Raw genomic sequence first — 24,535 nt, forward strand, 5'->3', positions numbered from 1 at the left:
CCTCGGCTTCCGACGCGGCCTCGATGGCGCGCCATTCCCGATCTGCACCGAACGAAGCTCATCCCTTACCGCGCTGCTCTTTGCCATGAAATCGCGAGATGTAAGTGAGGTTTCCATCGTTTTTGGTCGGCTCGAAAACGCCGATCAGCTCGATCCCATGTCGAGCAAGCCGCGGAGCGACGGGTGCCTTGAAACGCTCGCGCATCCCTTCTGCTTTGCCGGCAGGCGGCTCATAGAGCCGAATTTTGCAAATCACCACATATTCCCCTTTACGTGGTCTGACCGTCGTCAGACAGGCACCGTTCCGGAAGATTGCTGGAGCGATTGCAGGGCACGCGTCCGCAATTCCTGCTTCAGAACCTTGCCGGTGCCGTTTCTTGGCAAGCTGTCCACGATGAAAACATGTTTGGGTTTCTTGTAGCCGGCGATCCGTTCTTGAACGCTGGCGATCAAGTCGGCAGCGGTCAAGAGCATCGTGTCCTGACGTTCGATGAACGCAACGACGGACTCACCGAAGATCTCATCAGGTACGCCGATCACCGCCGCGTCCCTGACACCTGGATGAGCTAGCAGCGCCTGCTCGACCTCTTTGGTGTAGATATTCAGTCCACCGCTCAGAACCACGTCCTTCTTGCGATCGACGATGTAGAGATATCCGTGCGCGTCGGCCTTCGCGATGTCACCGGTGCAAAGCCAACCGTCGCGCAATACCTTCGCGGTTTCGTCCGGTCGATTGTAGTAACCGCGCATTACCGTGAAACGGCCAGGTTCGCCGGCGCGGACCAGCAACTCACCGGGTTCGCCCGGCGCCACCGCGATGCCGCGGTCATCGACAATCCTGATCTCGACACCCGGCGTCGGGCGCCCGATGGAGTCCGGGTGAACAAACTGCTCTTCGTGGGAGAGCGAGGTCACGGCGCCGGCTTCCGTCATGGCAAAGAACGACACGAGCCGCACATCAGGAAGAAGCGCCATGAACTTGCGCTTGAGTTCGACGGGAAACGCTTCACCCGTGACGACGATGCACTTTAGCGATGCACATCGGGATGGATCTTCCTGGATCGCGGGCAGCATCATGCGGCAAACAGTCGGGACCATTCCGGCGACCGTTATTCCTTCCGTCTCCACGGTTTTGACCGCAACTTTCGCATCGAACGACTTCATGATCACAAGCGTGCCGCCGAGGCTCAGTGCATTCACCAGCCGGGCGAGCCCCGCGCGGTGCGCCAGCGGCGTCGTTACCAGATAGCGGTCCTCGTTCGAGATTCCCCATTCGACCGCATGCACGAAGTAATTCTGCACAACCATATTCGAATGGGTGATGATCGCTCCTTTGGGAGCTCCGGTCGTGCCCGAAGTGTACATGACGAGCGCATCGTCGTCGGTCGGCAGTGCGCCCAGGATCCCGGCTTCGGTTGACCGCAGTTCGGTGAAGTCGACCGAGCGTCCTTCCCGCGCTTCCGTCGTGATGAACAGAGCCCGAGGGAGGTCCTTTGCGAGCGCCGCACAGGTTGCGGGATCACCCGCCAGGGCAATGGCAAATGGCTGGCTGTCCCGGCAGATATGCTGCAGTTCGGGAAGCGTGAGGCGGGTGGATACGGGAACGACGATCGCCCCTATCGAGAAGGCCGCATAGAGAAGCTCTACCAGCTCGGCTCCATTTCCCAAATAGACGACGATCCTGTCCCCCGGCTGCGCCCCGAGCCGCATCAATCCTTCGGCAACGCGCCGCACGCGCGTATCGAGCTCACCATAGGTGATGCGGTCGCTCCCGCAGACCACGGCGGTCTTCTCGGGATATCGAACGGCTTGCGCCCGGAAAACAGTATCGAGCCGCATCGGCGTCCTCAGACAGTCCGGAATGACGGGTACTGAACGTCGTCGGAGAGGCGATCCCACGCCAATTCGACGCGCTGGCCGATCACGACCTTGTCGGCCTCGACATTCACGACGTTGCCAAGGATGCGCACGCCTTCGTCGAGTTCGACGGTGACGACGGAAAGTGGCAGGCGCTCATCGAGGCCAGGTCCAGGCACGCGTATAACCGTGCAGGCATAGACCACGCCTCGCCCGGACACCTCGCGCCACTCCAGATTACGGCTTCCGGTGAAAATGCTGACCGGACGCGGATAATGCTGGAACTGGTTGGTGTCCTTGCAGAACTGAAGGACGAGCTTTCCCTGCCTCGCCGCGTCCCAGAACGGCGTGGTATCGACATAAACCGAAGCGCTGGGGATAGAACGCGTGCTCTTTTGCTCGCTCATCGTCATGCCTCTAGGATCAGGGCGGCACTCGTGCCCCAATTGCGCGCAAAGGGAATTACGCCGATGCCTGTGACCAGCGCGTTGCTCGCGTCTTTCACTTGGCGCTCCCCGCCCTCGCCGAACATCTGCCGCACAGCTTCCGCCAGATTGAGACCGCCACTCGCCAGTCCCGGTTGTCCAGCAGAAATCTGGCCGCCCCCGGTATTCAAAGGCAGCGAGCCCTTGAAAGAAAGGTCAGTTCCAAGCGTAAAATCGCCGCCCTGTCCGCGCTCGCAGAATCCGAAATCCTCGAACTGCATCATAACCGCAATGGTGAAGTCGTCGTAAGGCTGGAACATCTTGATGTCCTTTGCTCTCAGGCCGGAATGTTTGTAGATCAACGGAGCGACCGCCGAGAAGCCGGTCTCCGTGATATCGGGGCATGATTGATCCCCATGGAGATTAGTGATTTCCGCGTAGGCCGTGGGATGGACCATCTTGGTCAGGCCCAGTTCCCGGCTACGCTTTTCCGAGGTCACCAGGAACGCATTGGCGCCGTCGCAGAACATGACGCAATCCAACAGCCGAAGCGGATCAGCAATCACGCGCGACTTCATATAGTCGTCCATCGTGAGCGGCGTCTTGAACTTGGCGAGCGCGTTTTCATTGTGCAACGTGTGTTCGCGCTGGGTGATCGCGATCTTGCCGAGCGCCTCGGGCTTGATTCCATATTGATGATGATATCGGCTCATCAGCAAGCCGAACGTCGCGGGCGGACCCTGCACGCCGACCGGATCCTGGAATTCGCTCCGGTAGGCTCCGTAATTTGCCCGCCATGCCGTACTGGGTGAGTCGGCAGAAAGCACGACCGCGACTTCGCACTGCCCATCGCGGATCGCAGAAGCGGCGCGCGCGACGCCGCCGGTCGCCGAACATCCACCCGTGCCGCTATAGTTCAGCCATTTTGGTGAGAGGCCGAGCGCCTCGGCCATGTAAACCGGAAAGAATGGGTTCGTGCACTCACTGAGTGGTGCTGCAACAGCCATCCCGTCAATCTCAGACTTCGGCACGCCAGTCGACTGCAGCAGTTTTGCGAAGGCTTCACCCCCGAAATCATAGGCGCTGCGGCCTGACTTGAAGACGACAGGCGTTTCCGAATAGCCCGCAATGACGATGTCACGCTTCTTCGACAATCTCACTCTCCTCGAAACTGCGGTTGCCGCTTTTCGCGGAAGGCCTTGAGGCCCTCTTCGCGATCCGTCGTGAAATAGAGCAGGAAGGATGCATCCCCCTCCGCCTCGAAGCCGTCGGCAAGCGACATGTCGACACCGCGATCAATGACTGATTTGGACATCATGACAGGGATGGGCGCATTGCCGGCAATACTCCCGGCGACCTCCCGAGCCTTGGTCAGGGCTTCGCCAGCCGGCACGATGTGGTTGACCAGCCGATAGCGCTCAGCATCGGTCGCGCCGATCCGGCGGCCGGTCCACATCAGTTCTTTCGCCAGAGGCTTTCCGATCAGGCGCGGCAACGTCTGCGTGCCACCGCCACCCGGCATAATGCCAAGCTTGATTTCCGGCAGGCCGAAACTTGCTTTCTCGCCAGCAATGAGAATATCGCCCGCGAGAGCCAGCTCCAGCCCACCGCCGAGCGCGAAGCCTTCGACTGCCGAAATCACGGGTTTGGTGTAGCCGAGCACGTCCTTGAACAGACGGTTCACCATTCGCGATCGCTTGCGAAAACGATAGAAATCGAAGTAGCCGCCTTCGGCTACCTGAAATTCGCTGGTATCGATTCCGGTACAAAAGGCCTTTTCACTCCCGCTCAGAATCACCGCTCGCACGTCCCTGTCGTGCTCGGCTTCTGCTAGAACGCCGAGTATCTCCTCAGCGGTTTGCTCGCGCAGCGAATTGAGTTTGTCTGGCCGGTTGATCCTGATCTCGATCCATCCCGCTTCACGGCCAACTACGATGTCTTGAACCGTCATCCTCGTTCTTCTTGTCGCCTCGATCTGAAAATCCGCTTCCGCGTGTTCCGAAAACGATGCTCACGGCTGCTTCCAGGGCAGCCCCTCGGCTTTCCAACCGGTCGTGGTACCGCGATGCCCCTGCCGGTCGACTCCGCCTTCGAAACCATCGGCAAGACTGTATGATCGGTCAAAGCCGGCATTGAACGCCGCCTTTGCGGCCGCAAGACTCCGCCCGCCGCTGCGGCAGATGAAGATGACGGGATGTTCGAGCCTCATCGCTGACCGCAGTTCCGGCACGAACTCCACATTGACGTTCATCTCGGGAAAGACGTGCCAGGAGATCTTGACGAGTTCCTTACCCATGTCAGCGAGAAGCGGCTCGCCGACATAAAGCCATTCGGGCTCCGTCCGCACATCGACGAGCTGTGCGCTCTTGTCGCTTCCCAGCATATCCCAGGCCTGCCCCGGCGAAATCTCTGCTTCCATGGGCTTCACAACGGAATGACGATGAGGATGTCGACATAGCGCGAGTCGAGAACAACGACGCGCTTCTGGAAGCGTGCGCGACCCTCATCCAGCACGACCTCGTCAAGGTATTTGCCGACGGCGAATAGGTCCATCCGCCCGCTTTCCATGGTCCGAACGATCTGGAAATTGGAACGGACGGACAGAACACCGGGCGACTGCGTGTCCGAAAAGGCCGGACGGCCGATGACGTGGTTATAGACATGAGGTTCGAAGATGTTGGCGGAATGGAATGCCTTCACCCGATCCGTCATCATACCCCTGCCCAGACAACGGACGATTCCAATCGGAAGGCCCGCTTCATGGTTTTCACGCGTCGTCACATGATACAGTGCGTCGGCCGTGAAAAATTCCGGCCACGCGTCCATCTGCATATCATCGAGCGCGTGCGCATAGGCGGCGACCAACTCTGCAGCCAGATCGTGGGCGGGCGCGTCCATGCTCTTGGCGGGCTTTTCGAGAATATTATGCATCGTCGTCTGCCTAAAAGCCCATGATGTTGCGATAGCCATACCAGAAGCCGCGAACCGCGGTTTCGGTCGCACGGGAGTTTCGCTCGGACTCGACCTGGCGCCCCCCCATTTCCATGAAAGAGGCCTGACCGGGATCCGCCCGCGTCCCGCGCTGGACAAACTCGTTGATGCAGCCGTCTTCCAGGGAAACCAGACCCGCCGCCCCCGTCAGATTGCTTTGCATGACGCGCATTTTCGCCTGTTCCTCGGTGTCCCGCTCATAGCCGAGGTAGATCCAGAACAGTTCGGTCTGATCGACGCCGCGCGGGGCGAAGAAGCGAATGGCCAGTGAATTCAGCGTGAACTGAACACACATGTTGGGAAACACGGTCTGGATGCTATGGGTAATGCCGTCGTCGAACTCTTCCCAGGCCTCGAGCAGACCCGGTCCGTCGAGCGCGGATTCATAATTGGCGGAATGCACCTTTGCCTCGGCGTATTCCGCGGCCTCGTCTATCTTCGCGCGGCGAGCGTAGCTCAGGTGATGCCATTTGCGCTCCGACAGCGTGATGCCGCCATCCATGTCGAGACGATTGACCTTGAAGGTGGTGTAGAACGTGTGCAGCAGTGTTGCGTGATAGGAGTCACGCAAATTCTCGGCATAGAGTTTCCAGTTGTTGTGGATCATCTGGCTGTGCGTTCCGAGAACGCGCAACGGCCGTCCCAGATTGCGCTTGATGAACGACGCCATCTCGGGGCCCAGATAGGTTTCGACGTCCTCAACTTCGTCCGAGAACGTTCCAAAGATCATGCCGCAAAACGACTCGACCCTGAGCGGCTGCAGCCGATGCTGCGTCGGGTCGAAATCATCTGGCATACCGCCATGGCCGCGCAGGCCGTTGCGGAATGCCACGCCTTTCAGCTTGCCGTCGAGCTCGTAATTCCACGCGTGATAGACACAGGTCAGGCTCGGAACATTGTCTTTCTTCTTCAGACAAACCAACGCGCCCTTGTGAGCGCAGCGGTTGACCATCGCATGAACGCTGCCGTCCCGGTCTCGCGTAACGATGATCGGCGTTTCGCCGACGGTCGTCGTCCGATAATCGCCGGCGTTCTTGATCTCGATATCGAGACACAGGAAATTCCACGTCTTGCCTCTGAAGATCCGCTCCTGTTCGAGCTTGTAGATTTCCGGGTCCGTAAAGAGCTGATAGGGCGCGCGCGTCACGCCTTGTGGCGGCCAGGTAAATTTGGTGACTTCCGATCGTAACGCTTGGCTTGAAGGCGACATAACGAGGCTCCCGCAAATTCCCTCCCGCTCAGGGGGGACGTCTTGCAAGATATTACTCGTCGGTTATGCAGGGTCTCCAATACATAATTTCACGTTATTAATAAGCCGCGCGTATCAGGGATCTCCGCGCCAACAACTCATCAGCCGGGACGCGCGGCGTGCTTCAATTCCTTGATGAATGAAAGCAGGACAGGCGCCCGCTCGGACTTCCTGTGAACCATAGCCAGGTCTGATTTATGATCGGAGTTAGCTACCGGGCGATAGACAACATCGGGGATCTTCAGGTTCTTCACGGAGCTAGGAACGAACGCCAGTCCAAGTCCGCCGGCCACCATGCCGGCAAGAGCCGTGAACTGTCCTGCCCGCTGGGTGATCTGCGGCGTTAATCCAGCTATCGCGCAAAGTTCGGCAACCTGTGCGTTGAATCCAACCCCCTCCTGAATTTGAACGGCGACAAACGGCTCGCTCCGGAGCCGACCGGCAGGCACGGCCTTCAGTTTCGCCAACGGATGCCGTGCGGGTATCGCCAGGATGATCGGATCTCGATAAATGGCGGTAACTGCCAGCTCAGGTACCAGCGATTTCACTGGCAAGCGTATGATGCCTATGTCCAGCCGGCCGCTTGCAACGTCCTGAAGCTGCGGCAGGATTCCCAGCTCGTTCAACCGGAACTCGACCAGGGGATTGGCCGCGCGGTAGCGCGCGATCGCACGCGAGAGAACGCCGGCAAATACAGCCGATCCCACAAATCCGATTTCGATGTGACCAAGTTGACCTCGCCCGGCCTGCTTGACCACCAGCACGGTTCGCTCGACCTGTTGCAAGGTCCGCACGGCTTCGCCCAGCATGACCTGACCCGAAATGGTAAGCCTTACCGACCGCTTTGTTCGGGAGAATAATTGCACACCGATCTCCCGCTCGAGAGATTGAATCTGCTGCGTCAAGGCCGGCTGGGCAATCCCAAGTCGCTCTGCAGCGCGGCCAAAGTGCAGCTCCTCTGCCAGGACTGTCATTGATTTGAGCCGCTTCAAGTCCATTGGTCATGTCCCCCGGGTCGTTTTCAGATGGAGAAGATACCATCCGCTTCACTTCCGACTGCCGCGCACTTATGCGTCGACGCTATTGGATGACGTTTATAAGCCATCCTTATTTATTTGGCACTGCGACTTTATTGGAAGCGCCTGACTACGGAAGCTTATACTTCCTCCGCAGCTTATCCGCGAAGCTTGCGCGCAACAAAAAATCAAGCGGACGCGGAGGGAGCAACTTGAAGAAGCTCAGCGGATACAAAATTGGGTTATTGCTGCTGCTGGCGGCGTCTCAGAGCCTCAGCTTTATCGACAGAGTCAATCTTTCGGTCGTTTTGCCGGAGCTGATTAAGGATCATTCGTACTCTGCGACCCTCGCGGGGCTCCTGATGTCGATCCTGAACTTTTCCTATGTTGCGGCGATCATCGTTGCCGGTCCGTTGACCGATCGTCTCGGCGCTCGCATCGTCTTTCCTGTTGCGGTCGGAGCTTGGTCCGCGTTCACCGCCATGTGTGCCCTCACTTCCGCATTTTTGCCCTTGGCGTTCTTGCGTGCCTTGGTTGGCATCGGCGAGTCCCCTAATATCCCTTCAGGGTCCCAAATCATCAAGCAGGCGTTCGAGAAGACGGAGCGTGGTTTTGCCGTCAGTTGCCAGTTTTCCGGCACGAAGATCGGTCTCGCGGTCGGTATTCCGTTGTCAGCATTTCTGCTGAGCGAGTTCGGCCGACCTGCCGTATTCTATGCGACCGGATTGCTGGGAGCCATCTGGGTTGCGGCCTGGCTCCTCGTTTATCGCAAGTCCGAGGCCGCGACGGCGGCCGCACCAACGGAGAAGACGTCCAATGTCCGATGGTCGACCCTGCTGAAGGTCCGTTCCGTTTGGGGAATGGTACTTGGGCAAGCCGGTTATCTCTACGTCTACTACGTCTTCGCCAGTTGGCTTCCCGGCTATCTTACGCTTCGGTACGATCTTCCAATCATGCGCACGGGCATTCTTTCGATGCTTCCCTTCATTTCCGGCATCGCGTTCACGCTGTTCGGCGGTTGGGCAGCCGATCGATGCATCGCAAAGGGATACAGCGTTTCGGCTGTGCGCAAATCGTTCGCTGTCGGCGGCATGCTGGGCGCGACGATCTTCACGGTCGTGGCGGCCTTTGCGCCGGTCGCATGGATTGCAGTTGTGGCCTTCACTCTCGCCTTGTCATCCATCAGCATGACGACGTCATCTGCCAACGCCATGCCGATCGATGTCGCACCGGCGCATCTGGTTTCGTCATGCGTGTCGATCCAGAACTTCGGCGGCAACATCGGCGGGGCGCTCGCCCCGCTTTTGACTGGCTTTCTCGTCTCCTTGACCGGCGATTTCGTCGTGCCCTTGCTCTTTGCGGCACTGGTCGGCCTAGTCCTTGGATGCGGAGGATTTGGAATCATCGTCCAGAAACTGGACCAAGAAATCGGCACGAAAGCGTTCCAGAAGGCGTTCGCGCCGTTCGCCGCTGATACCAGCATATCCAAGTTCGATGCCAACCGCGCGAAACTCGATCGGGCATGAACTTGGACGAGCCAGTAACGCACAGGCAGATATTTTGAACGCCTGCTGCGTCTTCATCGTGAAGTGCGGCGGCGAGCGCCTGTACGCCGCTAAATGCCTTGAAACGTCTTCACTGACCTTGCCCCCAAGTTTTATCCACGCCTGAGTTCGTTCGGGCTGTTGGATGTGCCCGTGTGGGCGGCGGGAGCTGGCGCGGAGCCTTCGGCGTAGCGCAGCGCCAGATCCCGGCGCGGATTGCAGGTTGCGGCTAACTCGGATGGCGTCTTCCACCCGAGTTGCGGGTGTGGTCGTGCATTATTGTAGTTGGCACGCCAGCATCTGAGGGCGATGCGTGGTCGTGGTGACCTCGGTCAATCGGCTGGCGGCGGCTCACCTGCACACCGTTGCAAACGATGAGGCGCTTGCGACCTCGGAAAGGACCATGACCTCAGCGACGGGCAGCTGATCGCATTGAGATTTGGGTAACGGCTAATCGGCCCACGATTACCGAGCTGGCTATCGATCTACCAGCCGCGCTCGCCCGTCTCCGCAACCCGACCCGCTCCGACCGAAGGCAAACTGCATGTTCCGGTCGCCGGGGTGTATTCGCTCGAGCAGGCAACTCAGGCCATGGCGCATGCGCAAAAAGGCTGGAAAGTCCTTCTGAAACCCAACTAATGGATCATCAACGGTCAGGTGCCCTGAACTCTAGGGCGCCTGAAACTACGACTAGTCCGATATGGAAAGCGATGGTCCTAATTCTAATAGAGCCAACCGGAGGAAACATAACTGCTCTTTTAGATCTGGTGCTTGAGTCTCACGGAACTCTTGAACGATGGCGAAAATTCAACGCGATCGATGTGAACCTTTCAATACATGGTTCGCACTGGACTAGAAGGGATGGGACGGTGTCTTCAAAAATGTTCAATTGAAGGCGCAAACGAAAGAACAGCGAACTTGCTATGCGCACTTTACCGAACAAGGCGTGCAAAGTATCTACGAGCCGGATCGTGTTCGGCTAGAGACAATCGACGGGAAGCTTATTGAGGAGCGCGTACATCCAAGAAAAGCGTTTGAAGGACACACCCTTCAGACTACGTGGGATAGGCTCCATCTGGCTTACTTTACCGGGTATGCACTCTGGAATTATCTGAATACTCCATTTATGTTTGTCACTGAGAGTGCCAAAGCGGAAGAAATAGACCCGGCGTCCGACCAAGGCACGCTACGCCGGCGGCTGAAGATCACTTTTCCCGAGAAGGTCGGGACTCACTGTCCGGACCAGATATTCCACGTCGATGAAAACGGGCTCATCGCTCGTTTGGATTATACCGCGCTGGTGGCAGGTGGCGCTCCAGCCGCGCACTACGTGTCCGAGTACAAGAACATTCAAGGGATTATGATGCAAACCAAACGGCGCGTTCAGGAGAAACCCGGACGGAACTCTAAATACTGAATCTGTCCTCGTCGGTATTGATATCTCTGCAATAACCTTGACTTAAGAAAAGCATTGAGACGGCAGGAAGCACGCAAACAAATGGGTATCTCCGTTGTTATGCAAGGGCAGCCTGCCTTAGCGAGGCAAGAGCCGAGCCTGATGACCGGGACCGTCAGTGCCGGCGCATAGAGACCGCCACCTCAGCGGCACGGCACGCTGATCGATGTCGGCTTTGTAGATGATCGTGACGGCGACATTGCTGATGTTGCGGCATGCCGAGAGCCTTTCGATAGAGGTTCTTTCCAACAGCGATACATTTTCTGGCGAAGGTATTATTTTCCCTTCGGCTCTGGGGACACTAGCGGGCTGTCAGCAGCTATGAATCATGGCGTCGTGTGTCCCCGACGATAGCAGAAGGACAGTAGAGTTCATTGCAGACGGCTTTGGCGTAAGCCCATGTTACTCTCCGGGTAGCGATGTATCAGTCACTTCGACGGCGAAGGGTTTGCTGTTCGAAGGCTGGACGGTGAACGTAGCAACAGACGTTGTCGCTCTCTGCGCTCTCTCGTACACACCGTTAGCTCGAAGCGCGGCTTCGGTCATTACGGAGAAAAAATCGGCATTCGGATTTTTCTTCAATTGCTCGCCAACCGCCTATACGTTCCGGCGGCGGGTGCCGACGGTCCGAAGCCCGCCATATCGATGGCCCATGGATATGCCGGCGTTAAGGAGCATGGCATCGAGCCTTTCGCCAAAGCCTTTGCCGATTCAAGTTTCGTGGTGCTCCTGCACGATCACCCCAACTTTGGCACCAGCGACGGCGCCCTGCGCCAGGATGTCGATCCGTGGCGGCGGATCGCCGATTGGCGCCGTGCCATTTCGTTCCTCGAGAGCCAGCCGGAAGTGGACGCGTCGCGGATCGGCACCTGGGGCACGAGCTACGCGGGAGGCCATGTCCTCGTCCTCGGCGCGACCGACCGGCGCGTTCGCGCCGTCGTCGCCCAGGTGCCAACGATCAGCGGATACGAGCAAGGGCTGCGGCGAATTCCACCCGATGCGGTGGCGGGAATCGAGAACGCCTTTTCGGAGGACGAACGCGCGCAGCTTCGCGGCGAAGCACCTCGCCGCCAGGCGATCGTGAGCGCGGACCAGTCGGCGCCGGCGTCCTATCGGTCCAAGGACGCGATCGACTTCTACCTCCAGCCGATCCCCGAAGGGGTCTGGCAGAACAGCGTCACGGTCCGCTCCACACGGGCCGCGCGCATGTACCCGGCGCCTGGGTTCCCAGAATTTCTCCGACGCCGTTGTTGATGATCGTCGCGCTAAACGACGCGATCACTGTCACCGATTTGGCGCTGACGGCCTATGAGCGGGCGCTGGAGCCGAAGCGGCTGGTCACGATCCCCGGCGGTCACTTCGACCCCTATCTCGGCCAGTTTTCAAAATCGAGCGCCGCTGCGCTCGCCTGGTTCAAAGAGCATCTGGCCTGAAGAAAGAGAATTTATGCCGCACCTGACGCATTCCCTCGAGAATGGCATCGCCACCATTGCCCTGAACAAATCCCCCGTAAAATCGGCTCTCTCCCCAAATGGTCGACGAACTCGACGCAGCGCTGACTGCGATACCGGATGAAAGCAGGTAGCCGTGTTGCGAATCGCCAACGAGCCATTGATTTCGTTCGAGCCGCAAAGGCCCCGGTCGACCACCTCAATTCTTCCGCGCCTTGTGTTCGACCTGTCCCATTTTTACGCCATCATCCGATTTCCGCACGCGCGTTCAGCACCACGCTGGATGCACGCCTAGCTCCGCCTGAACAAGTCGGTATGGCTAGTCTCGCTACCTGGTCTTAAAGAACCATCGAACCAATGCGCTGCGGCCACAGCGTCGCGCGGTCGCCTCGCCTTCAAGCCCGACACCGCTTGGTCGAAGTGCCACGCTTTAGTGGCTCCGCGCCCACGCAACGATGGCCTGAACGACGGCCGCGGGCTGTTCACAGGGAAGAGCGTGGCTGGCGTTTGGCAACACGACCACGCTCACGCGGTCGCCGAAATCGTTCTTCAATTCGTCAGTCGTGTCACGCGGCCGAAATGGGTCATCTGCCGCTTGCAGATCGAGTATCGGCGCCATGCCGCCCGCCCACCAGGATTCTCGTTTGGTGTTGAGGCCCGCGGCCCGCTGGCTCTCGGTGACATCCTTGTACCACCCTTCGAGCCAGGGCGACGCATCGTTACCCGGAGCGAAGAAGGCCAATTCCAACGCCTTCAACCGTAATGCCCTTGGCTGGCTGCGATCGTTGATCGTGGTGATGGCATCGCTGAGCTCGCGCGGCCAAGTCTTCGCACCCGCCGCCATCAACACGACTCCGCGGACAAGCTGCGGATGGTCGCTTGCCATCGTGCGGGCGATCCAATTGCCGTAGGCGTGGCCCGCAATGACGGCCGGACCACCGCCTTCGTGCCTGATGATCCCTGCGATGTCCTTGGCGAAATCGTGGAAGCTGACGCCCGTCATCGGCCCGACACTGCCGCCGATGCCGCGCGGTTGAGGGCGTAGCACCCGGAACCCCGCCTGCGCGAGTCCTCCAGCGAGCACGTCGAAGTCGTCCGGACCGCGACCGGTGGATGGGAGCAGGACGATCAGAGGTCCCTGCCCCTCGGCGATTATCTCGATCCTGGCTCCGCCGACGTCGACGACATGCCGCGATGGGCCTTCGGCCGCGGATGTGATGGTGAGATGAAGAACAAGACCCATCGCGATCCCAACGCAGCCGAGAACAGCTCTGGTCATACGGGACTCCGTCAGACGTCAACGCGCTGCTTTGCGGCCAATCGAAGCTCGCCCTCGTGAGGCTGCGCCGTCGCGGTCGCAGATCCGTTCGGTCTCGTTCCCACGAGCATCACCACGGCGCCGAGCGCCATGATCGCTCCGTAGGCGTATAATCCGTAAGTCAACGACCCCGTCGCCGTGGTCATCCAGCCGACCAGCGTCGGCGCGAAGAACGCGCCGATACCGCCGCAGGTCGTGATCAAGGCGATTCCGCCGGCCGCCGCCGACCCTGACAGATAGAGGCTGGGCATCGTCCAGAACGGACCGGTCGCACCGAGATATCCGGCTGTCATCACCGTGAGCAAACTTACGGCCATCCAGGGATGGCTCATCGCCTGCGGAAGCAACATCCAGCAGAACGCGCAAAGCAGTGTCGGCACCGCGGCGTGCCAGCGGCGCTCGCGCAAGCGGTCTGAGCTTCGCGCAACGAGTTGCTGCACGACCACGGCGATGATGTAGGGGATGGCAGAGAGCAGACCGATTGTGAACGAGTCGCGAATTCCGGTCCCCCGGAGAATGGTCGGAAGCCAGAGTGGAATGCCGGCACCGCCGGCGATCAGACCGACCGACATGCCGGCAAGGAGATAGAGGCGCTTGTCGCGCAGAGCCGCCGCAAAATGATGCTGGCGCTGTTGCTGGCCTGTATTCGCTTCGCTCTGCAATTCTCCAGTGATGATCCCAAGCTCGCGTGCGGAGAGCCACTTCGCCGTCTGAGGGCTGTCAGCGAGCACGAGGTAGATGACGATGCCCGTCAGGGCCGACGGCAGCCCCTCGATGAGGAACAGCCATTGCCAGCCCTTCAGGCCGAGCAGGCCGTCGGTCGCGCCGAGAATCGCGCCTGACAAGGGCCCGCTGACGATGCCGGAGATGGCAATCGCAGACATGAACAGCGCGGTGAACTGGCTGCGGCGCGACGGAGGAATCCACGTGGTGAGATAGAACAGCACCCCTGGAAACAGGCCGGCCTCAGCTGCACCCAGCAGAAAACGAAGAATGTAGTAATGAGAAGGCGCAGTCATGAAGGCCAGCGCCGCCGAGCAAAGCCCCCAGCAGATCATGATGCGCAGCAGCGTGGTCCGCGCTCCGATGCGGGCGAGCCACAGATTGCTGGGTATCTCGAAGACGCTGTAGCCGAGATAGAAAAGGCCGCCGCCAAGTCCGAACGTCGCCTCGCTGAAATGCAGATCACCCATGAACTGCAGCTTCGCGAACCCGACATTGCCGCGATCGATGAAGGCAAGCACATAGGCCAGCATCAGGATCGGAACGAGGCGCCAGGCCACTTTGCGAAACGTCGCATCGACCTCCTGGCGATCCGGCATATCGATGGTTCTGTCGGTCACCCGCGCCCTCCCGTTCGGCCGCGCTCATGGCGCGCCGTTATATCGTTGTGACATAAATATGGATTATAGGGCTAAGCTTGTCTAGCGGCGCGTTGTTACAGACGCATGTCCAGACGAACGAGGTCCCCCCGATAGACGCCCTTGGACAGGAGAATGAGGCGTTCGCGATCATCAACGGCCGATCGATCGACGAGGCAGACCGGCGCGTTCAGCGGAAGCTCGAGCAGCGCGGACATTTCGAGATCGGCGGCGCTGATGACGATCGTCTGATGGGCGTGGCTGATGTTACGTGGAAAGAAAGTCGCCAGACGCATCGCCGTCGTACTGCTCAGAGCTTCGCGGGGGATGAGGGGAAAGAACTCCGCATCGATGAACACGTCGGCCACCAGGAATATCTGCCCCTCGCGCGAATGACGCCGTCTCAGCCGGCGATATCGTGATGTCGGCGTGCCGATATCATGAAAACGCAGCGGTAAATGGCTTACATCCTCCTCTTCCAGCACCTCGATGACGGCGCCCTCTCGCGCATTGAGAAGCCCGCGCCAATCCGTGGTCATGTCGAGCCAAAGATGTTGACGCTTCTGCGCGTTGACGAAAGTCCCCTTCGCCCTGAAGCGGCTGATGAGGGCATCGCTTTCCAGGATGCCGAGCGCCTGGCGAATGGTGGCGCGCGCCACGCCATGTTGCGCAGCCAATTCGTCGACGGTCGGGATCTGACCACCTGCCGGCCAATGGCCGGACTCGATGTGACGGCGAAACAGTGTCGCCAGCTGGACGTAGCGGGCAACATTGCTGCGTGAGAGGTCCGGCTTGGCCAGGGACATGGTGCGATTAGGCATGACAGGACTGCGAGACAGCAATGATCAATAAACTAGACATATGATCTTTTTCCTTCTAAGGCGAGAGGCATCATAACGCTGCAAGACAGGAAACGCTCGTGTGTCTCATGTCCATTTCCGACGAGGCCGGCCGTGAAGCTTCATTGGTCGCCTCGTTCGCCCTACGTCCGCAAGGTGATGGTTGCCGCACATGAGCTCGGACTCGCCGAGCGCATTACCTGTGTGCGCAGCGTTGCAGCCCTGCCGACGCCCAATCCTATCATCATGGCGGACAATCCCCTGAGCAAGATCCCGACCCTGATCCTGGATAACGGAGATGTCCTGCTCGATTCGCGGACGATCGTCGAATATCTGGACAGTTTGGCAGGACCGGGCGTGCTGGTGCCGCTTGAAGGGCCAGCGCGCTGGCGCGCTCTCAGCCGGCAGGCCCTCGCGGACGGCCTGCTCGACCTGCTGATCCTGTGGCGAAACGAGCGCACCAAACCGGCGGAGCGACAGACAGAGGCGTGGCTCGAAGCGTTCGCGACCAAAGTCAACGCGACATTCGATCGGTTCGAACAGCAGGCCGCGGATACCCCGACGTCGAGTTTCGGTATCGGAGAGATCGCGCTCGGCTGCGCGTTGTCTTACGCCGACTTCCGTTTTGCCGAGCTCGATTGGCGAGCCGGACGTCCGCATCTTTCCAGATGGCATGAAAGCTTCGCCATCCGTCCGTCCGCGCAAGCCACGGAGGCCGTCGATGGCTGACGACACTCGACCGGCCGAACGCACCGGGCCGCTCAGCCATATCCGCGTGCTGGATCTCAGCCGCATCATGGCTGCGCCCTGGGCCACGCAGATTCTGGCCGATCTCGGTGCGGACGTGATCAAGGTCGAGCGGCCGGAGTGCGGCGACGATACGCGCAGTTGGGGCCCACCCTTCCTGAAAGACCCGGAGGGCCGGACCACCAAGGATGCCGGCTACTTCCTCGCGGTCAATCGCGGCAAGCGGTCGATAACCGTGGACATCTCGCAGCCGAAGGGACAGGCGATCGTGCGGCAGCTCGCGGCGACGGCCGACGTCGTCATCGAGAACTTCAAGACCGGCGCGCTCGCTCGCTACGGATTGGATGCGAGTTCGCTTCGTGCGCTCAATCCCGCGCTGATCTACTGCTCGGTGACGGGCTTCGGTCAGGACGGACCGCGCCGCGATCAGGCCGCCTATGACTTCGCTATCCAGGCGATGGGCGGGCTCATGAGCATTACCGGAGAGCGCGACGGCCGCCCGGGATCGGGTCCGCAGAAGGTGGGCATCCCCATCATCGATCTCATGACAGGCATGTACGCGGCGGTCGCGATCCTGGCCGCATTGACGCGCGCCGCGGAGACGCGCCAGGGCGAAACCATCGATCTTGCGATGCTGGACGTTTCGGCCGCGATCCTCGCAAACCAGGCGATGAACCATCTGCTCACCGGCCGGATTCCGACGCGCGGCGGCAACCAGCACCCGAATATCCAGCCGCAAGACGTGTTTGCGTGCGCGGACGGGACGTTCGTCCTCGCGGTCGGCAATGACGGCCAGTTTGCCAAGCTTTGTTCGGTTCTCGGCAATCCCGAATGGGCCAACGATCCGCGGTTCAGAACCAACGCCGCGCGCGTCACGAACAACGCCGTACTGACCGAATTGCTCGGCGCGCAGTTCGCCGGGCGCACACGACGTGAGATCGTCACCGCTCTCGACGAGGCCGGCGTCCCCGCGGCGCCAATCAATACGGTCGACCAGGTCCTGGCCGACGACCAGATCCGGCACAGAGGGATGCTTCAGCAGCTGTCTCACCCCATCGCCGGAAGCTTGCCCCAGATCGTCAGCCCGATCCGGATGCAGGACGCTTCACTCCGCTTCGACCGTGCGCCTCCTATCCTCGGTCAGCATACACGGTCGGTCCTCGCAGAGATCGGTCTCAGCGAAACCGAGATCGCGGCGCTCGCGGCCGAGGGCATTGTATGAGCATCGGCAGCAAGAGAGCGTCCTGCGACGAGGCGCGCATTCCGCTCCTCAGCGTCGGCGAGATGAGTCCCGCGCAGCGGCAGATCTATGATCAGGTGGTGTCGGGACCACGCGGCCAGATGATCGGTCCGCTCCGTGCCGCAATCCACAGTCCGGAGCTCGCCGCGCTCTGGTCCGAATTCGGAGAGTTTCTGCGCTACCGCACATGTCTGCCGCCGCGATTGAACGAGCTTGCCATCCTCGTCACCGCGCGACGCTGGACCAGTCAGGTCGAATGGTGGGTGCATGCCCGAGCCTGCGCTACGGCCGGAATGCCTGAAACGGTGATCGAAGCAATCGGCGCCAAACGCGCGCCCGTCTTCACCGAAGAGGCGGATCTTGAGGTTTACGAATTTGCGCGGATGCTGCAGCAGACCGGTCAAGTCGGACAGGAGACATACAACGCAATTCAGCGACGCTGGGCCACCCGCGGCGTGGTCGAGCTGACCGCCGTGATCGGCTACTACACGATGGTCTCGATCACGCTGAACGCACACCGATTGCCGCTGCCCGAGGGCATCGATGAGCTGCCATTGGAAAGCGATCTCGTTATCCTTCCACCGGGACGGCTCGGAGCGGCGTCGTGACCGGCAGGTCGGTCATGACCATCCCTGCCCCGCTCGCCTCTGCGCCCTCACGCGCCCTTCCCCCGGGAGCCTGCGACGCACATAGCCACGTCTTCGGACCTTTCGATCGCTTTCCGCCGATCGAACGGTCCGTTTACGCGCTTCCGGAGGCAGCGCCCGAGATTCATTTCGCCGTTCGCAACACGCTCGGTGTGGCGCGCGGCGTGCTGACGCAACCGGCGCCCTATGCCAACGATCCAAACGCCATGCTGGCGGCCATCGCCGGCGCCCCGAGGGCCTTGCGTGGAGTCGCGGTGACGGACGCCTCCGTCGACGATTCGACGCTGGAGCGCTGGCGCACGGGCGGCATAGTCGGATTGCGCTTCACCGAAATGCGCACGCCGTCCGGCGAACGCTATCCCGGCAGCGTCGGCTTTGCGGCGCTTGAAGCCCTCGCGCCGCGTATGCGCGAGATCGGCATGCATGCCCAGCTCTGGGCCAGCGCATCTCAGCTCGCGGAGCATTTGCCCGCATTGCTTCGGCTTGGCGTGCCGCTCGTGATCGACCACATGGGGTGCCCGGATCCGCGGCAAGGTCCGGACGGGCCGGCCTTTGCTGGGATTGTCGATCTGCTCGCGGACGGCGCGCTGTGGATGAAGCTGGTGATCTGCCGGCTCTCTGCCGGCGGATCGGACTACGCGCGCATCCGGCCCCTTCACGATCGCCTTGTCGAGCGCGCCCCGCACCGGCTCGTGTGGGGCTCCGACTGGCCCTATGTCCGCATCCAGCCCACGCCGGACGCCGGATATCTCGCCGACGTCGCTCAGGATTGGGTCCAAGACGACGAGCTCATCCGGCGCATCCTGGTCGCGAACCCGGCCAAACTCTACGACTTCAATGAGGAGGAAAAAGCATGAGAGGGTTAGAAGATATCGAGCGTTTTCGTATCGCGGTCGAGGCTCATGTTGCGACCGTCACGATCACCGCGCCACCGGTGAATGCGCAGGACCGTCGTTTCCGCGAGGAATGCATTCGCGTCTTTGACGTGCTCGGAGCTGACGTTGACGTCCGCGCAATCGTCCTGACGGGCGACGGCAAGACATTTTCCGCAGGTGCGGATCTTTCCGAGCGCCCCGGAATCCTGGCCGAGCCCGGCGGGTACTCGCGGCACAACCGGCTGGTTCGTGCGTCTTTTGATTGCGTGCTTGAATGTCCGAAGCCGGTGATTGCCGCGGTCAACGGCGCCGCGATCGGCGCGGGCTGCGTCCTTGCGCTCGTGTGCGACATCCTCGTCGTCGCCGAGGAGGCGTTCTTGTCCATGACCGAGGTCGACTACGGTCTTGCCGGCGGCGTCCGTCACGTGCTGCGCGCCTTCAGCCCTTCCGATGCACGCCTGATGATCTACACGGCCAAGCGCGTCTACGGACCGGAGCTGCTGCGAATGAACGCTGCATCCCTGTGCGCGCCGAGGGCGAAGCTGCTCGAAGAAGCCAGCTCCATTGCACGGACCATTGCCGACAAGGTTCCGCTCGCCGTGATTGCCGCGAAACGCTCGTTCGGCCTTACCGAGGAAATGCCGCTCCGCGATGGCTATCGTTATGAGCAGGGCCAGACCGCCGCTTTGGCGGAAACCGAGGACACCAAGGAGGCGCTGGCGGCGTTCCGCGAAAAGCGAAAGCCGGTCTTCAAGGGCCGGTGAGATCATGCCGCAGGATACGAAGGCGCGAGAGCTGGATCGCCTCGAAGCCTTGAGCGACGAGGCCTTCCGGCTCGAGCTGCGCGACTGGATCGAGGCCAATTATCCGCCCGGGATGGTCCGCTATCCCTCGCGGCGCCTGTTCTGGCGCGAGAACCGCGAATGGTTCGTGCGGTTGTCGGCAAAGGGCTGGATTGGCGCCGAGTTGGCCACGTGAGCATGGCGGCATGGGGCTGTCGGGCACGCGCCAGCTCATCATGATCGAGGAAATGGAGCGTTTCGGCGCGGGGCGCGTCAACGATCAGGGTCTCGTCATGCTTAGCCCGCTGCTGATCCAAAATGGGAGCGACGAACAGAAGAGGTTTTTCCTGCCGCGAATTCTGTCCGGAGAGCACGTCTGGGCGCAGGCATATTCCGAGCCGGCGCCGGATCGGATCTCGCCTCGTTGCGCCTCGCCGCCAGCGATCACTGGGACCATCGGGTGCTCAATGGGCAAAAGACCTGGATCACGCTGGGATCGGACGCGAACTGGGCTTTTGTGCTCGCCCGCACCAGCAACGAGGGCAAGAAGCAAGAGGGTATCTCATTTCCTCCTTGTGCCCGTTGACAGCGCCGGTCTTGCGGTTCGCGGCATCACCAATCTCGACATGCACGACGAGTTCGCGGAGATATTCTTCGAGGACGTTCGCGTACTCGGCGCTCTCGGATCCGCAAGTCCTGCACCGAGAGATGGTCCGTGAGAATCCGGATCCGGAGGTCGGCGCGTTCCGCTTCATTGCCAACCCCCGTGCGTCTCTCCGAAACGCCGGCCCAGTACGATCGTCTGCTGCCATCCCTTGGCGAGTATACCCGGAACGTTCTGCCCGATTGGCTGGGCTCATCTGAGAAATAGACCAGAGTTGACTCGCGATGGATGAACACAGACTGGAGCAAGTACAAGCGATCCGCGAGAGTGCGGCCGCGGTGGCTCGCGAGGGTACACTTGAGCGTGTGTGTAAATTGCGCTTTGCGCCACTTGGCTTCGACCCCGCGGTCTGGAGACGGATGGCTGAATGGGCTGGATTGGGCTCCGCATTCCTGAAAGCCAGGGTGGAGTCGGAATGGGCCTGATGGAGAGCGTCGCGCTACACGAGGAGCTCGGCCGGGGGCCCGTTGCCGAATCCCTGATCGCCGGGAGCCTGGCAGCTCAGGCGCTGGCTCTCACTAACGAACATCGGCTGCTGGAGCGAGTCACCGCAGGCGACACTTGCTGGCGCTCGCTTGGCAAGAAGTGCCGGACGGACCGGGGCTGGGCGACGGGATTGCACACTCCAGGCTATTCGCTCCTATGACCGGGGCCGCGGAGCTCTACCTCGTCCCGGTCGCCCAAAAAGGTGGTATTCATCTCCTGCTGTTCAATCCGAACGAACTGTCTATCCTTCCACACCTGCAACAGGATGGAACGACAGTTGCGGCTGTTCAAATTCCCGTGGGTCGCGGCCGCGTGGTGTCAGGCAACGTGAAGGACGGACTGATGCAGGCGCTTGATGAAGCTGCCCTGGCCACTGCCGCGTATCTGCTCGGGCTCGCACAGCGAGCCTTCGAGATCACCCTCGATTACCTCAAACAAAGGCAGCAGTCGGCCAGCCGCTTGCGGCGTACCAGGCCTTGCAGCATCGGGCAGCCGCCCTGATGATCCAACTTGCCCTGACCCGGGTCAGCATCGAGGGTGCGCCAATTCAAGCAAAGCGAAGCTCCGACCCGATGACGCGCATCCTGGCGGTCTCGCGGGCCAAAGCAAGAGCAAGCGACACAGCCCTCCCAATGACGCGGGAAGCCTTGCAAATGCATGGGGCGATCGGCTGGGCCGACGAATGTGATATCGGTCTGTTCGTGCGCAAAGCGCTTGCGGTTGCAAACCAGTACGGGTCCGCCTTGGCTCACCGCACCCGCTTTGCGCGATTGGCCGCGTCAGTATAATGCGCCGCGGGTTCGATCAAGAACCGAGGATGCGAACGCTCATGTCAAACCGCTGTCAGCCGTAACCCTCTGCACCACGCCGGAAAACTCTTCCACGAGACGAGAAGCCGGCCGTTTTGTTCCTTTCAGCAACCGCGCGACACTTTGCAGGCTTGGCGCGAACGGACGCGTGACGAGATCATTGGTTCTGGCACCGAGCAGCCCGAGCCCGTCCAGGATCGCGATGCCAGCACCGGCACGGACCAGCTCGCAGGCGATATTCGACTGCGACGCCTCCACGGCGATGCGTAAGCGTAGATTCGCCTCGGCAAAGGCAATAACGATTGCAGCCCCGATCGACAAATGCGGACCAGGACAGATCACCGGCTCGTCGGCAAGATCGGGCGCACTCAATGCATCTTTAGCTGAAAGCCGGTGGCCGACCGGCAGCACGCAGCCGAGGTTCGTCGTGCAGAGAATAGTGCTCTCAAGGGACGGATCACCGATCGGGCCGACGGTCAGGCCGAGATCAGCTCGCCCTTGGGCGACGCGGGTGACGACCTCCGGCCCTGTCATCGTTTGAATGACAACCGAGACGTCCGGCCGTTCGGCGCGAAAGCGCCGGACCGCTTGCGGCACAATGGTGTGACCGAAGCCGGTCACGGTCGCAACCGTCAGGAGCCCCGCCCGACCGTCGCGAAGCTCAAGCGCCAGCCGTTGGGTGTGCTCGATCGCCGCGAACACGTTCATAACCTCTGCGAAAAGGCTCTGCGCCTCGCTCGTCGGTTTCAGTCGCTTCTTCTGGCGTACGAACAGCCTGAAGCCGAGACGCTCCTCCGCCTGCTGCAGCATGCGGCTGACCGCCGGCTGCGAAATATTCAAGGTGATGGCCGCGTTGGTCACCGAGCCTGATTGCATCACGCATCGGAACACGTCCATCTCGCGTACGCTGATTGCCATATATAACTCCAGAGCATGAATTATGATCAAATCGGTATTTGAAACTATGTTATGGGCGGCGGCAACATGGATCGAGACGAATAGTGGTTCTCCATGTATTTCCTTGATCGACGCCCGCCCCGCCCTATCACAGACGCCCTGCGCGCGACGGTGCTCGAAGACCTGCCGGAACTTGCGCACATTCGGGATGAAGAACTGCGCCACAAGGCCATCGAGGCTTGGGCCTATGCATTGGCCGAAACCGATTTTCCGCGGCTCACCGCCATTCCCGGAGAGGCGACGCCGGGGGTCTTCGCGCTGAAGCGGGGCAGCCAGGCGGTGCATCTGCGCAGCGTGGCCCGAATCTCGATGGCGATCGCAGACGAGTTTGCCCAGGAATTCCCCGAAGCCGTTGTCGACCGCGACATCGTTCTTGCGGGTGCACTGCTGCACGATGTCGGCAAAGCCTGGGAGTTCGATCCCGCCAACCGAAGGCGATGGGAGGCAGACAAGTCGCAGGCCGGCTCGCCCGCACTGCGGCATCCGGTCTACGGCGCCCACGTCTGCATTGCGGTGGGGCTACCAGAAGAAATCGTGCACATCGCACTCGGCCATTCCTACGAGGGCGACCTGATGCAGCGCAGCCTCGAATGCCTGATCGTCCATCGCGCCGATCACATGTGGTGGTCGATCGCGGGCGGTTTCGGCCTGCTCAAGGCAGAAACAGCGGGCATGCTCGAAGGCAGAAAAATAACGCCGCGCGGCTTGCGGCCGCCGAAAGAGCGGGAGAGACAGGATGACAAGGGCGAGAGGGCTGACGCGGCGGGTTAGCCTAGGCCTGCTCGGCGCGCTCGCAACTCCCTGGCTGGCCCGCGCGCAGAGCGATTATCCCAACCGGATCATCAAGCTCATCGTGCCCTACGCGGCTGGCGGGAGCAGCGACGTGGTCGCGCGTTTCATCGCAGAGCGCATGCGCGAGCGGCTGAGGCAGTCGATCGTTATCGAGAACCGGCCTGGCGCGGGCGCGATCATCGGGTCGCAATTCGTCGCAAAATCCGTATCCGACGGCTACACGCTGCTGCTCGGCGGCGTATCCACCCACGCGGTGAATCCGCATCTGCGTAAGCTCCTCCCCTATGACGGGATCAACGACTTCACTTCGCTGGGGCTGATCGGCACCGGACCTCTGGTGGTCTCGGTCAATCCTGGCATGCCCGTGAACAGCCTGCAGGAACTGATCGCCTATGGCAAAGCGAACCCGACCAAGCTCGCCTACGGTTCTGCGACCGGCGTCATCCTGCATCTCGCCGGCGAGTTGCTGAAGAACATGGCCGGCTTCGAGATGTTGCATGTTCCCTATAGCGGCAACGGACCGGCGCTGACAGATGTGCTCGGCGGAAGACTGCAGGTGATGATCGACGCTGTCGGCAACTCGTCGCCCTACATCGCCGAGGGAAAATTGCGACCCTTGGTCGTCCCATCGCAGCATCGTACGCGGCTGCTGCCGGACGTGCCGAGTTCGGCCGAGGCAGGCTTGCCCAACTATCAAGTCGAAACATGGTTCGCGCTCTATGGTCCGGCAGCGATTTCGGACGAAACCATCGGCAAGATCAACACGGCACTCAATGCTGTGCTGCAGGAGCCCGACGCGGTGGCTCAGTTCGCCAAGGTTGGCCTCGAGCCGCGGGCTACGAGCCCGGATCAAGCGGCTGCGCTGCTGAGCGCGGAATCGGAGAAGTGGGGAGATGTCATCCGTCGGATCGGGCTGCAGGTTGAATAGGATTCTCGATTGGCTGCCATCGCGGCTTTCGAGTGCGGAAACACGCCTACCTCGCGACGTCGGCAGGACCGCGCCGTAGCAAATGAATGCGATGGGTCACA

At 60.8% G+C, this 24,535-nt stretch carries 29 protein-coding genes and 1 pseudogene; 16 read left to right on the forward strand and 14 right to left on the reverse strand.

Annotated elements, in window-relative coordinates; genetic code table 11:
• Positions 1-58: 58 nt before the first annotated feature.
• The 9 genes from JQ591_RS31185 to JQ591_RS31225 form a co-directional block, all read right to left on the reverse strand.
• On the reverse strand, positions 59-256 hold the full coding sequence (locus tag JQ591_RS31185) for a hypothetical protein (RefSeq protein WP_211399793.1): 198 nt from the start codon (positions 254-256) through the stop codon (positions 59-61).
• 32 nt (positions 257-288) lie between these two features.
• Positions 289-1,839 (reverse strand): class I adenylate-forming enzyme family protein, encoded by a 1,551-nt coding sequence (locus JQ591_RS31190; protein WP_211399794.1) that lies wholly within the window; start codon positions 1,837-1,839, stop codon positions 289-291.
• Positions 1,840-1,847: 8 nt separating this feature from the next.
• Positions 1,848-2,264 carry a Zn-ribbon domain-containing OB-fold protein gene (locus tag JQ591_RS31195; RefSeq protein WP_211399795.1) on the reverse strand — a complete coding sequence of 139 codons (417 nt, stop codon included), beginning with the start codon at positions 2,262-2,264 and terminating at the stop codon, positions 1,848-1,850.
• A 2-nt stretch (positions 2,265-2,266) separates the two neighbouring features.
• A complete protein-coding gene (locus JQ591_RS31200) occupies positions 2,267-3,436 on the reverse strand; it encodes a thiolase family protein (RefSeq protein WP_211399796.1) in 1,170 nt (389 codons plus the stop codon).
• A gap of 2 nt (positions 3,437-3,438) precedes the next feature.
• Positions 3,439-4,233, reverse strand: coding sequence for an enoyl-CoA hydratase/isomerase family protein (locus JQ591_RS31205; RefSeq protein ID WP_211399797.1), 795 nt, complete (start codon positions 4,231-4,233; stop codon positions 3,439-3,441).
• Positions 4,234-4,293: 60 nt separating this feature from the next.
• Complete coding sequence (locus JQ591_RS31210; RefSeq protein WP_249137933.1) at positions 4,294-4,701, reverse strand: rhodanese-like domain-containing protein; 408 nt, start codon at positions 4,699-4,701, stop codon at positions 4,294-4,296.
• A 5-nt stretch (positions 4,702-4,706) separates the two neighbouring features.
• Positions 4,707-5,213, reverse strand: a complete 507-nt coding sequence (locus JQ591_RS31215) for an aromatic-ring-hydroxylating dioxygenase subunit beta (protein ID WP_211399799.1) — start codon at positions 5,211-5,213, stop codon at positions 4,707-4,709.
• A gap of 10 nt (positions 5,214-5,223) precedes the next feature.
• Entirely contained in the window at positions 5,224-6,531 is a 1,308-nt protein-coding gene (locus JQ591_RS31220; RefSeq protein WP_211399800.1) for a Rieske 2Fe-2S domain-containing protein, read from the reverse strand.
• Between the two features lie 92 nt (positions 6,532-6,623).
• The gene (locus JQ591_RS31225) at positions 6,624-7,520 is read right to left on the reverse strand and encodes a LysR substrate-binding domain-containing protein (protein ID WP_211399801.1); all 897 of its coding nucleotides are present in this window, start codon (positions 7,518-7,520) and stop codon (positions 6,624-6,626) included.
• Positions 7,521-7,750: 230 nt separating this feature from the next.
• Between JQ591_RS31225 and JQ591_RS31230 the strand changes: the two genes are divergently transcribed.
• On the forward strand, positions 7,751-9,064 hold the full coding sequence (locus JQ591_RS31230; protein WP_211399802.1) for an MFS transporter: 1,314 nt from the start codon (positions 7,751-7,753) through the stop codon (positions 9,062-9,064).
• A gap of 131 nt (positions 9,065-9,195) precedes the next feature.
• Here the strand turns inward: JQ591_RS31230 and JQ591_RS31235 are convergent.
• Positions 9,196-9,396 (reverse strand): annotated as a pseudogene (locus JQ591_RS31235) (integrase core domain-containing protein); the annotation flags it as partial.
• Between the two features lie 575 nt (positions 9,397-9,971).
• Between JQ591_RS31235 and JQ591_RS31240 the strand changes: the two are divergent.
• From JQ591_RS31240 to JQ591_RS31250, 3 genes are all read left to right on the forward strand, one after another.
• Positions 9,972-10,499, forward strand: coding sequence for a hypothetical protein (locus JQ591_RS31240; RefSeq protein WP_211399803.1), 528 nt, complete (start codon positions 9,972-9,974; stop codon positions 10,497-10,499).
• Between the two features lie 621 nt (positions 10,500-11,120).
• Entirely contained in the window at positions 11,121-11,792 is a 672-nt protein-coding gene (locus JQ591_RS31245; RefSeq protein WP_211399804.1) for an alpha/beta hydrolase, read from the forward strand.
• Positions 11,789-11,971 (forward strand): hypothetical protein, encoded by a 183-nt coding sequence (locus JQ591_RS31250; protein WP_211399805.1) that lies wholly within the window; start codon positions 11,789-11,791, stop codon positions 11,969-11,971. Before JQ591_RS31245 ends, JQ591_RS31250 begins: the two co-directional genes overlap by 4 nt.
• A gap of 448 nt (positions 11,972-12,419) precedes the next feature.
• Here JQ591_RS31250 and JQ591_RS31255 read toward each other — a convergent pair whose 3' ends face one another.
• From JQ591_RS31255 to JQ591_RS31265, 3 genes are all read right to left on the reverse strand, one after another.
• Positions 12,420-13,268: an alpha/beta fold hydrolase gene (locus JQ591_RS31255; protein ID WP_211399806.1), complete on the reverse strand. Its 849-nt coding sequence runs from the start codon at positions 13,266-13,268 to the stop codon at positions 12,420-12,422.
• Positions 13,269-13,279: 11 nt separating this feature from the next.
• On the reverse strand, positions 13,280-14,650 hold the full coding sequence (locus tag JQ591_RS31260) for an MFS transporter (protein WP_211399807.1): 1,371 nt from the start codon (positions 14,648-14,650) through the stop codon (positions 13,280-13,282).
• A 95-nt stretch (positions 14,651-14,745) separates the two neighbouring features.
• Positions 14,746-15,489 carry a GntR family transcriptional regulator gene (locus JQ591_RS31265; RefSeq protein ID WP_211399808.1) on the reverse strand — a complete coding sequence of 248 codons (744 nt, stop codon included), beginning with the start codon at positions 15,487-15,489 and terminating at the stop codon, positions 14,746-14,748.
• Between the two features lie 132 nt (positions 15,490-15,621).
• Between JQ591_RS31265 and JQ591_RS31270 the strand changes: the two genes are divergently transcribed.
• From JQ591_RS31270 to JQ591_RS31315, 10 genes are all read left to right on the forward strand, one after another.
• The gene (locus JQ591_RS31270) at positions 15,622-16,236 is read left to right on the forward strand and encodes a glutathione S-transferase family protein (protein ID WP_211399809.1); all 615 of its coding nucleotides are present in this window, start codon (positions 15,622-15,624) and stop codon (positions 16,234-16,236) included.
• Entirely contained in the window at positions 16,229-17,476 is a 1,248-nt protein-coding gene (locus JQ591_RS31275) for a CaiB/BaiF CoA transferase family protein (RefSeq protein ID WP_211399810.1), read from the forward strand. The genes JQ591_RS31270 and JQ591_RS31275 overlap by 8 nt, the downstream gene beginning before the upstream one ends.
• Entirely contained in the window at positions 17,473-18,102 is a 630-nt protein-coding gene (locus JQ591_RS31280; RefSeq protein WP_211399811.1) for a carboxymuconolactone decarboxylase family protein, read from the forward strand. The genes JQ591_RS31275 and JQ591_RS31280 overlap by 4 nt, the downstream gene beginning before the upstream one ends.
• 14 nt (positions 18,103-18,116) lie before the next feature.
• Complete coding sequence (locus JQ591_RS31285) at positions 18,117-18,998, forward strand: amidohydrolase family protein (RefSeq protein ID WP_211399812.1); 882 nt, start codon at positions 18,117-18,119, stop codon at positions 18,996-18,998.
• Positions 18,995-19,780: an enoyl-CoA hydratase/isomerase family protein gene (locus tag JQ591_RS31290; protein WP_095425844.1), complete on the forward strand. Its 786-nt coding sequence runs from the start codon at positions 18,995-18,997 to the stop codon at positions 19,778-19,780. Before JQ591_RS31285 ends, JQ591_RS31290 begins: the two co-directional genes overlap by 4 nt.
• 4 nt (positions 19,781-19,784) lie before the next feature.
• Positions 19,785-19,994, forward strand: coding sequence for a hypothetical protein (locus tag JQ591_RS31295; protein ID WP_211399813.1), 210 nt, complete (start codon positions 19,785-19,787; stop codon positions 19,992-19,994).
• Positions 19,995-20,004: 10 nt separating this feature from the next.
• Complete coding sequence (locus JQ591_RS31300) at positions 20,005-20,517, forward strand: acyl-CoA dehydrogenase family protein (protein ID WP_211399814.1); 513 nt, start codon at positions 20,005-20,007, stop codon at positions 20,515-20,517.
• 312 nt (positions 20,518-20,829) lie between these two features.
• The gene (locus JQ591_RS35770) at positions 20,830-21,108 is read left to right on the forward strand and encodes an acyl-CoA dehydrogenase family protein (protein WP_211399815.1); all 279 of its coding nucleotides are present in this window, start codon (positions 20,830-20,832) and stop codon (positions 21,106-21,108) included.
• Positions 21,024-21,449: an acyl-CoA dehydrogenase family protein gene (locus JQ591_RS35775; protein ID WP_211399837.1), complete on the forward strand. Its 426-nt coding sequence runs from the start codon at positions 21,024-21,026 to the stop codon at positions 21,447-21,449. Before JQ591_RS35770 ends, JQ591_RS35775 begins: the two co-directional genes overlap by 85 nt.
• The gene (locus JQ591_RS31315; protein WP_211399833.1) at positions 21,425-21,736 is read left to right on the forward strand and encodes an acyl-CoA dehydrogenase family protein; all 312 of its coding nucleotides are present in this window, start codon (positions 21,425-21,427) and stop codon (positions 21,734-21,736) included. The genes JQ591_RS35775 and JQ591_RS31315 overlap by 25 nt, the downstream gene beginning before the upstream one ends.
• 39 nt (positions 21,737-21,775) lie before the next feature.
• Here JQ591_RS31315 and JQ591_RS31320 read toward each other — a convergent pair whose 3' ends face one another.
• Positions 21,776-22,675 (reverse strand): LysR substrate-binding domain-containing protein, encoded by a 900-nt coding sequence (locus JQ591_RS31320; protein WP_211399816.1) that lies wholly within the window; start codon positions 22,673-22,675, stop codon positions 21,776-21,778.
• Positions 22,676-22,768: 93 nt separating this feature from the next.
• Between JQ591_RS31320 and JQ591_RS31325 the strand changes: the two genes are divergently transcribed.
• Together JQ591_RS31325 and JQ591_RS31330 are read left to right on the forward strand one after the other, a co-directional pair.
• A complete protein-coding gene (locus JQ591_RS31325; protein WP_211399817.1) occupies positions 22,769-23,485 on the forward strand; it encodes an HD domain-containing protein in 717 nt (238 codons plus the stop codon).
• Between the two features lie 112 nt (positions 23,486-23,597).
• On the forward strand, positions 23,598-24,434 hold the full coding sequence (locus JQ591_RS31330; RefSeq protein ID WP_211399818.1) for a Bug family tripartite tricarboxylate transporter substrate binding protein: 837 nt from the start codon (positions 23,598-23,600) through the stop codon (positions 24,432-24,434).
• Positions 24,435-24,535 lie beyond the last annotated feature (101 nt).

This window comes from Bradyrhizobium canariense, from assembly GCF_018130465.1.
Lineage (GTDB): Bacteria > Pseudomonadota > Alphaproteobacteria > Rhizobiales > Xanthobacteraceae > Bradyrhizobium > Bradyrhizobium canariense_C.

Bases quoted from the DNA above. Each gene is read 5' to 3' on its own strand.
- JQ591_RS31255 (WP_211399806.1), bottom strand. From the start codon at position 13,268: ATGACCAGAGCTGTTCTCGGCTGCGTTGGGATCGCGATGGGTCTTGTT.
- JQ591_RS35770 (WP_211399815.1), top strand. From the start codon at position 20,830: ATGGGCTGGATTGGGCTCCGCATTCCTGAAAGCCAGGGTGGAGTCGGA.
- JQ591_RS31195 (WP_211399795.1), bottom strand. From the start codon at position 2,264: ATGAGCGAGCAAAAGAGCACGCGTTCTATCCCCAGCGCTTCGGTTTAT.
- JQ591_RS31325 (WP_211399817.1), top strand. From the start codon at position 22,769: ATGTATTTCCTTGATCGACGCCCGCCCCGCCCTATCACAGACGCCCTG.
- JQ591_RS31215 (WP_211399799.1), bottom strand. From the start codon at position 5,213: ATGCATAATATTCTCGAAAAGCCCGCCAAGAGCATGGACGCGCCCGCC.
- JQ591_RS31295 (WP_211399813.1), top strand. From the start codon at position 19,785: ATGCCGCAGGATACGAAGGCGCGAGAGCTGGATCGCCTCGAAGCCTTG.
- JQ591_RS31190 (WP_211399794.1), bottom strand. From the start codon at position 1,839: ATGCGGCTCGATACTGTTTTCCGGGCGCAAGCCGTTCGATATCCCGAG.
- JQ591_RS31285 (WP_211399812.1), top strand. From the start codon at position 18,117: ATGACCATCCCTGCCCCGCTCGCCTCTGCGCCCTCACGCGCCCTTCCC.
- JQ591_RS31205 (WP_211399797.1), bottom strand. From the start codon at position 4,233: ATGACGGTTCAAGACATCGTAGTTGGCCGTGAAGCGGGATGGATCGAG.
- JQ591_RS31300 (WP_211399814.1), top strand. From the start codon at position 20,005: ATGGGGCTGTCGGGCACGCGCCAGCTCATCATGATCGAGGAAATGGAG.
- JQ591_RS31265 (WP_211399808.1), bottom strand. From the start codon at position 15,489: ATGCCTAATCGCACCATGTCCCTGGCCAAGCCGGACCTCTCACGCAGC.
- JQ591_RS31280 (WP_211399811.1), top strand. From the start codon at position 17,473: ATGAGCATCGGCAGCAAGAGAGCGTCCTGCGACGAGGCGCGCATTCCG.
- JQ591_RS31225 (WP_211399801.1), bottom strand. From the start codon at position 7,520: ATGGACTTGAAGCGGCTCAAATCAATGACAGTCCTGGCAGAGGAGCTG.
- JQ591_RS31320 (WP_211399816.1), bottom strand. From the start codon at position 22,675: ATGGCAATCAGCGTACGCGAGATGGACGTGTTCCGATGCGTGATGCAA.
- JQ591_RS31275 (WP_211399810.1), top strand. From the start codon at position 16,229: ATGGCTGACGACACTCGACCGGCCGAACGCACCGGGCCGCTCAGCCAT.
- JQ591_RS31210 (WP_249137933.1), bottom strand. From the start codon at position 4,701: ATGGAAGCAGAGATTTCGCCGGGGCAGGCCTGGGATATGCTGGGAAGC.
- JQ591_RS31290 (WP_095425844.1), top strand. From the start codon at position 18,995: ATGAGAGGGTTAGAAGATATCGAGCGTTTTCGTATCGCGGTCGAGGCT.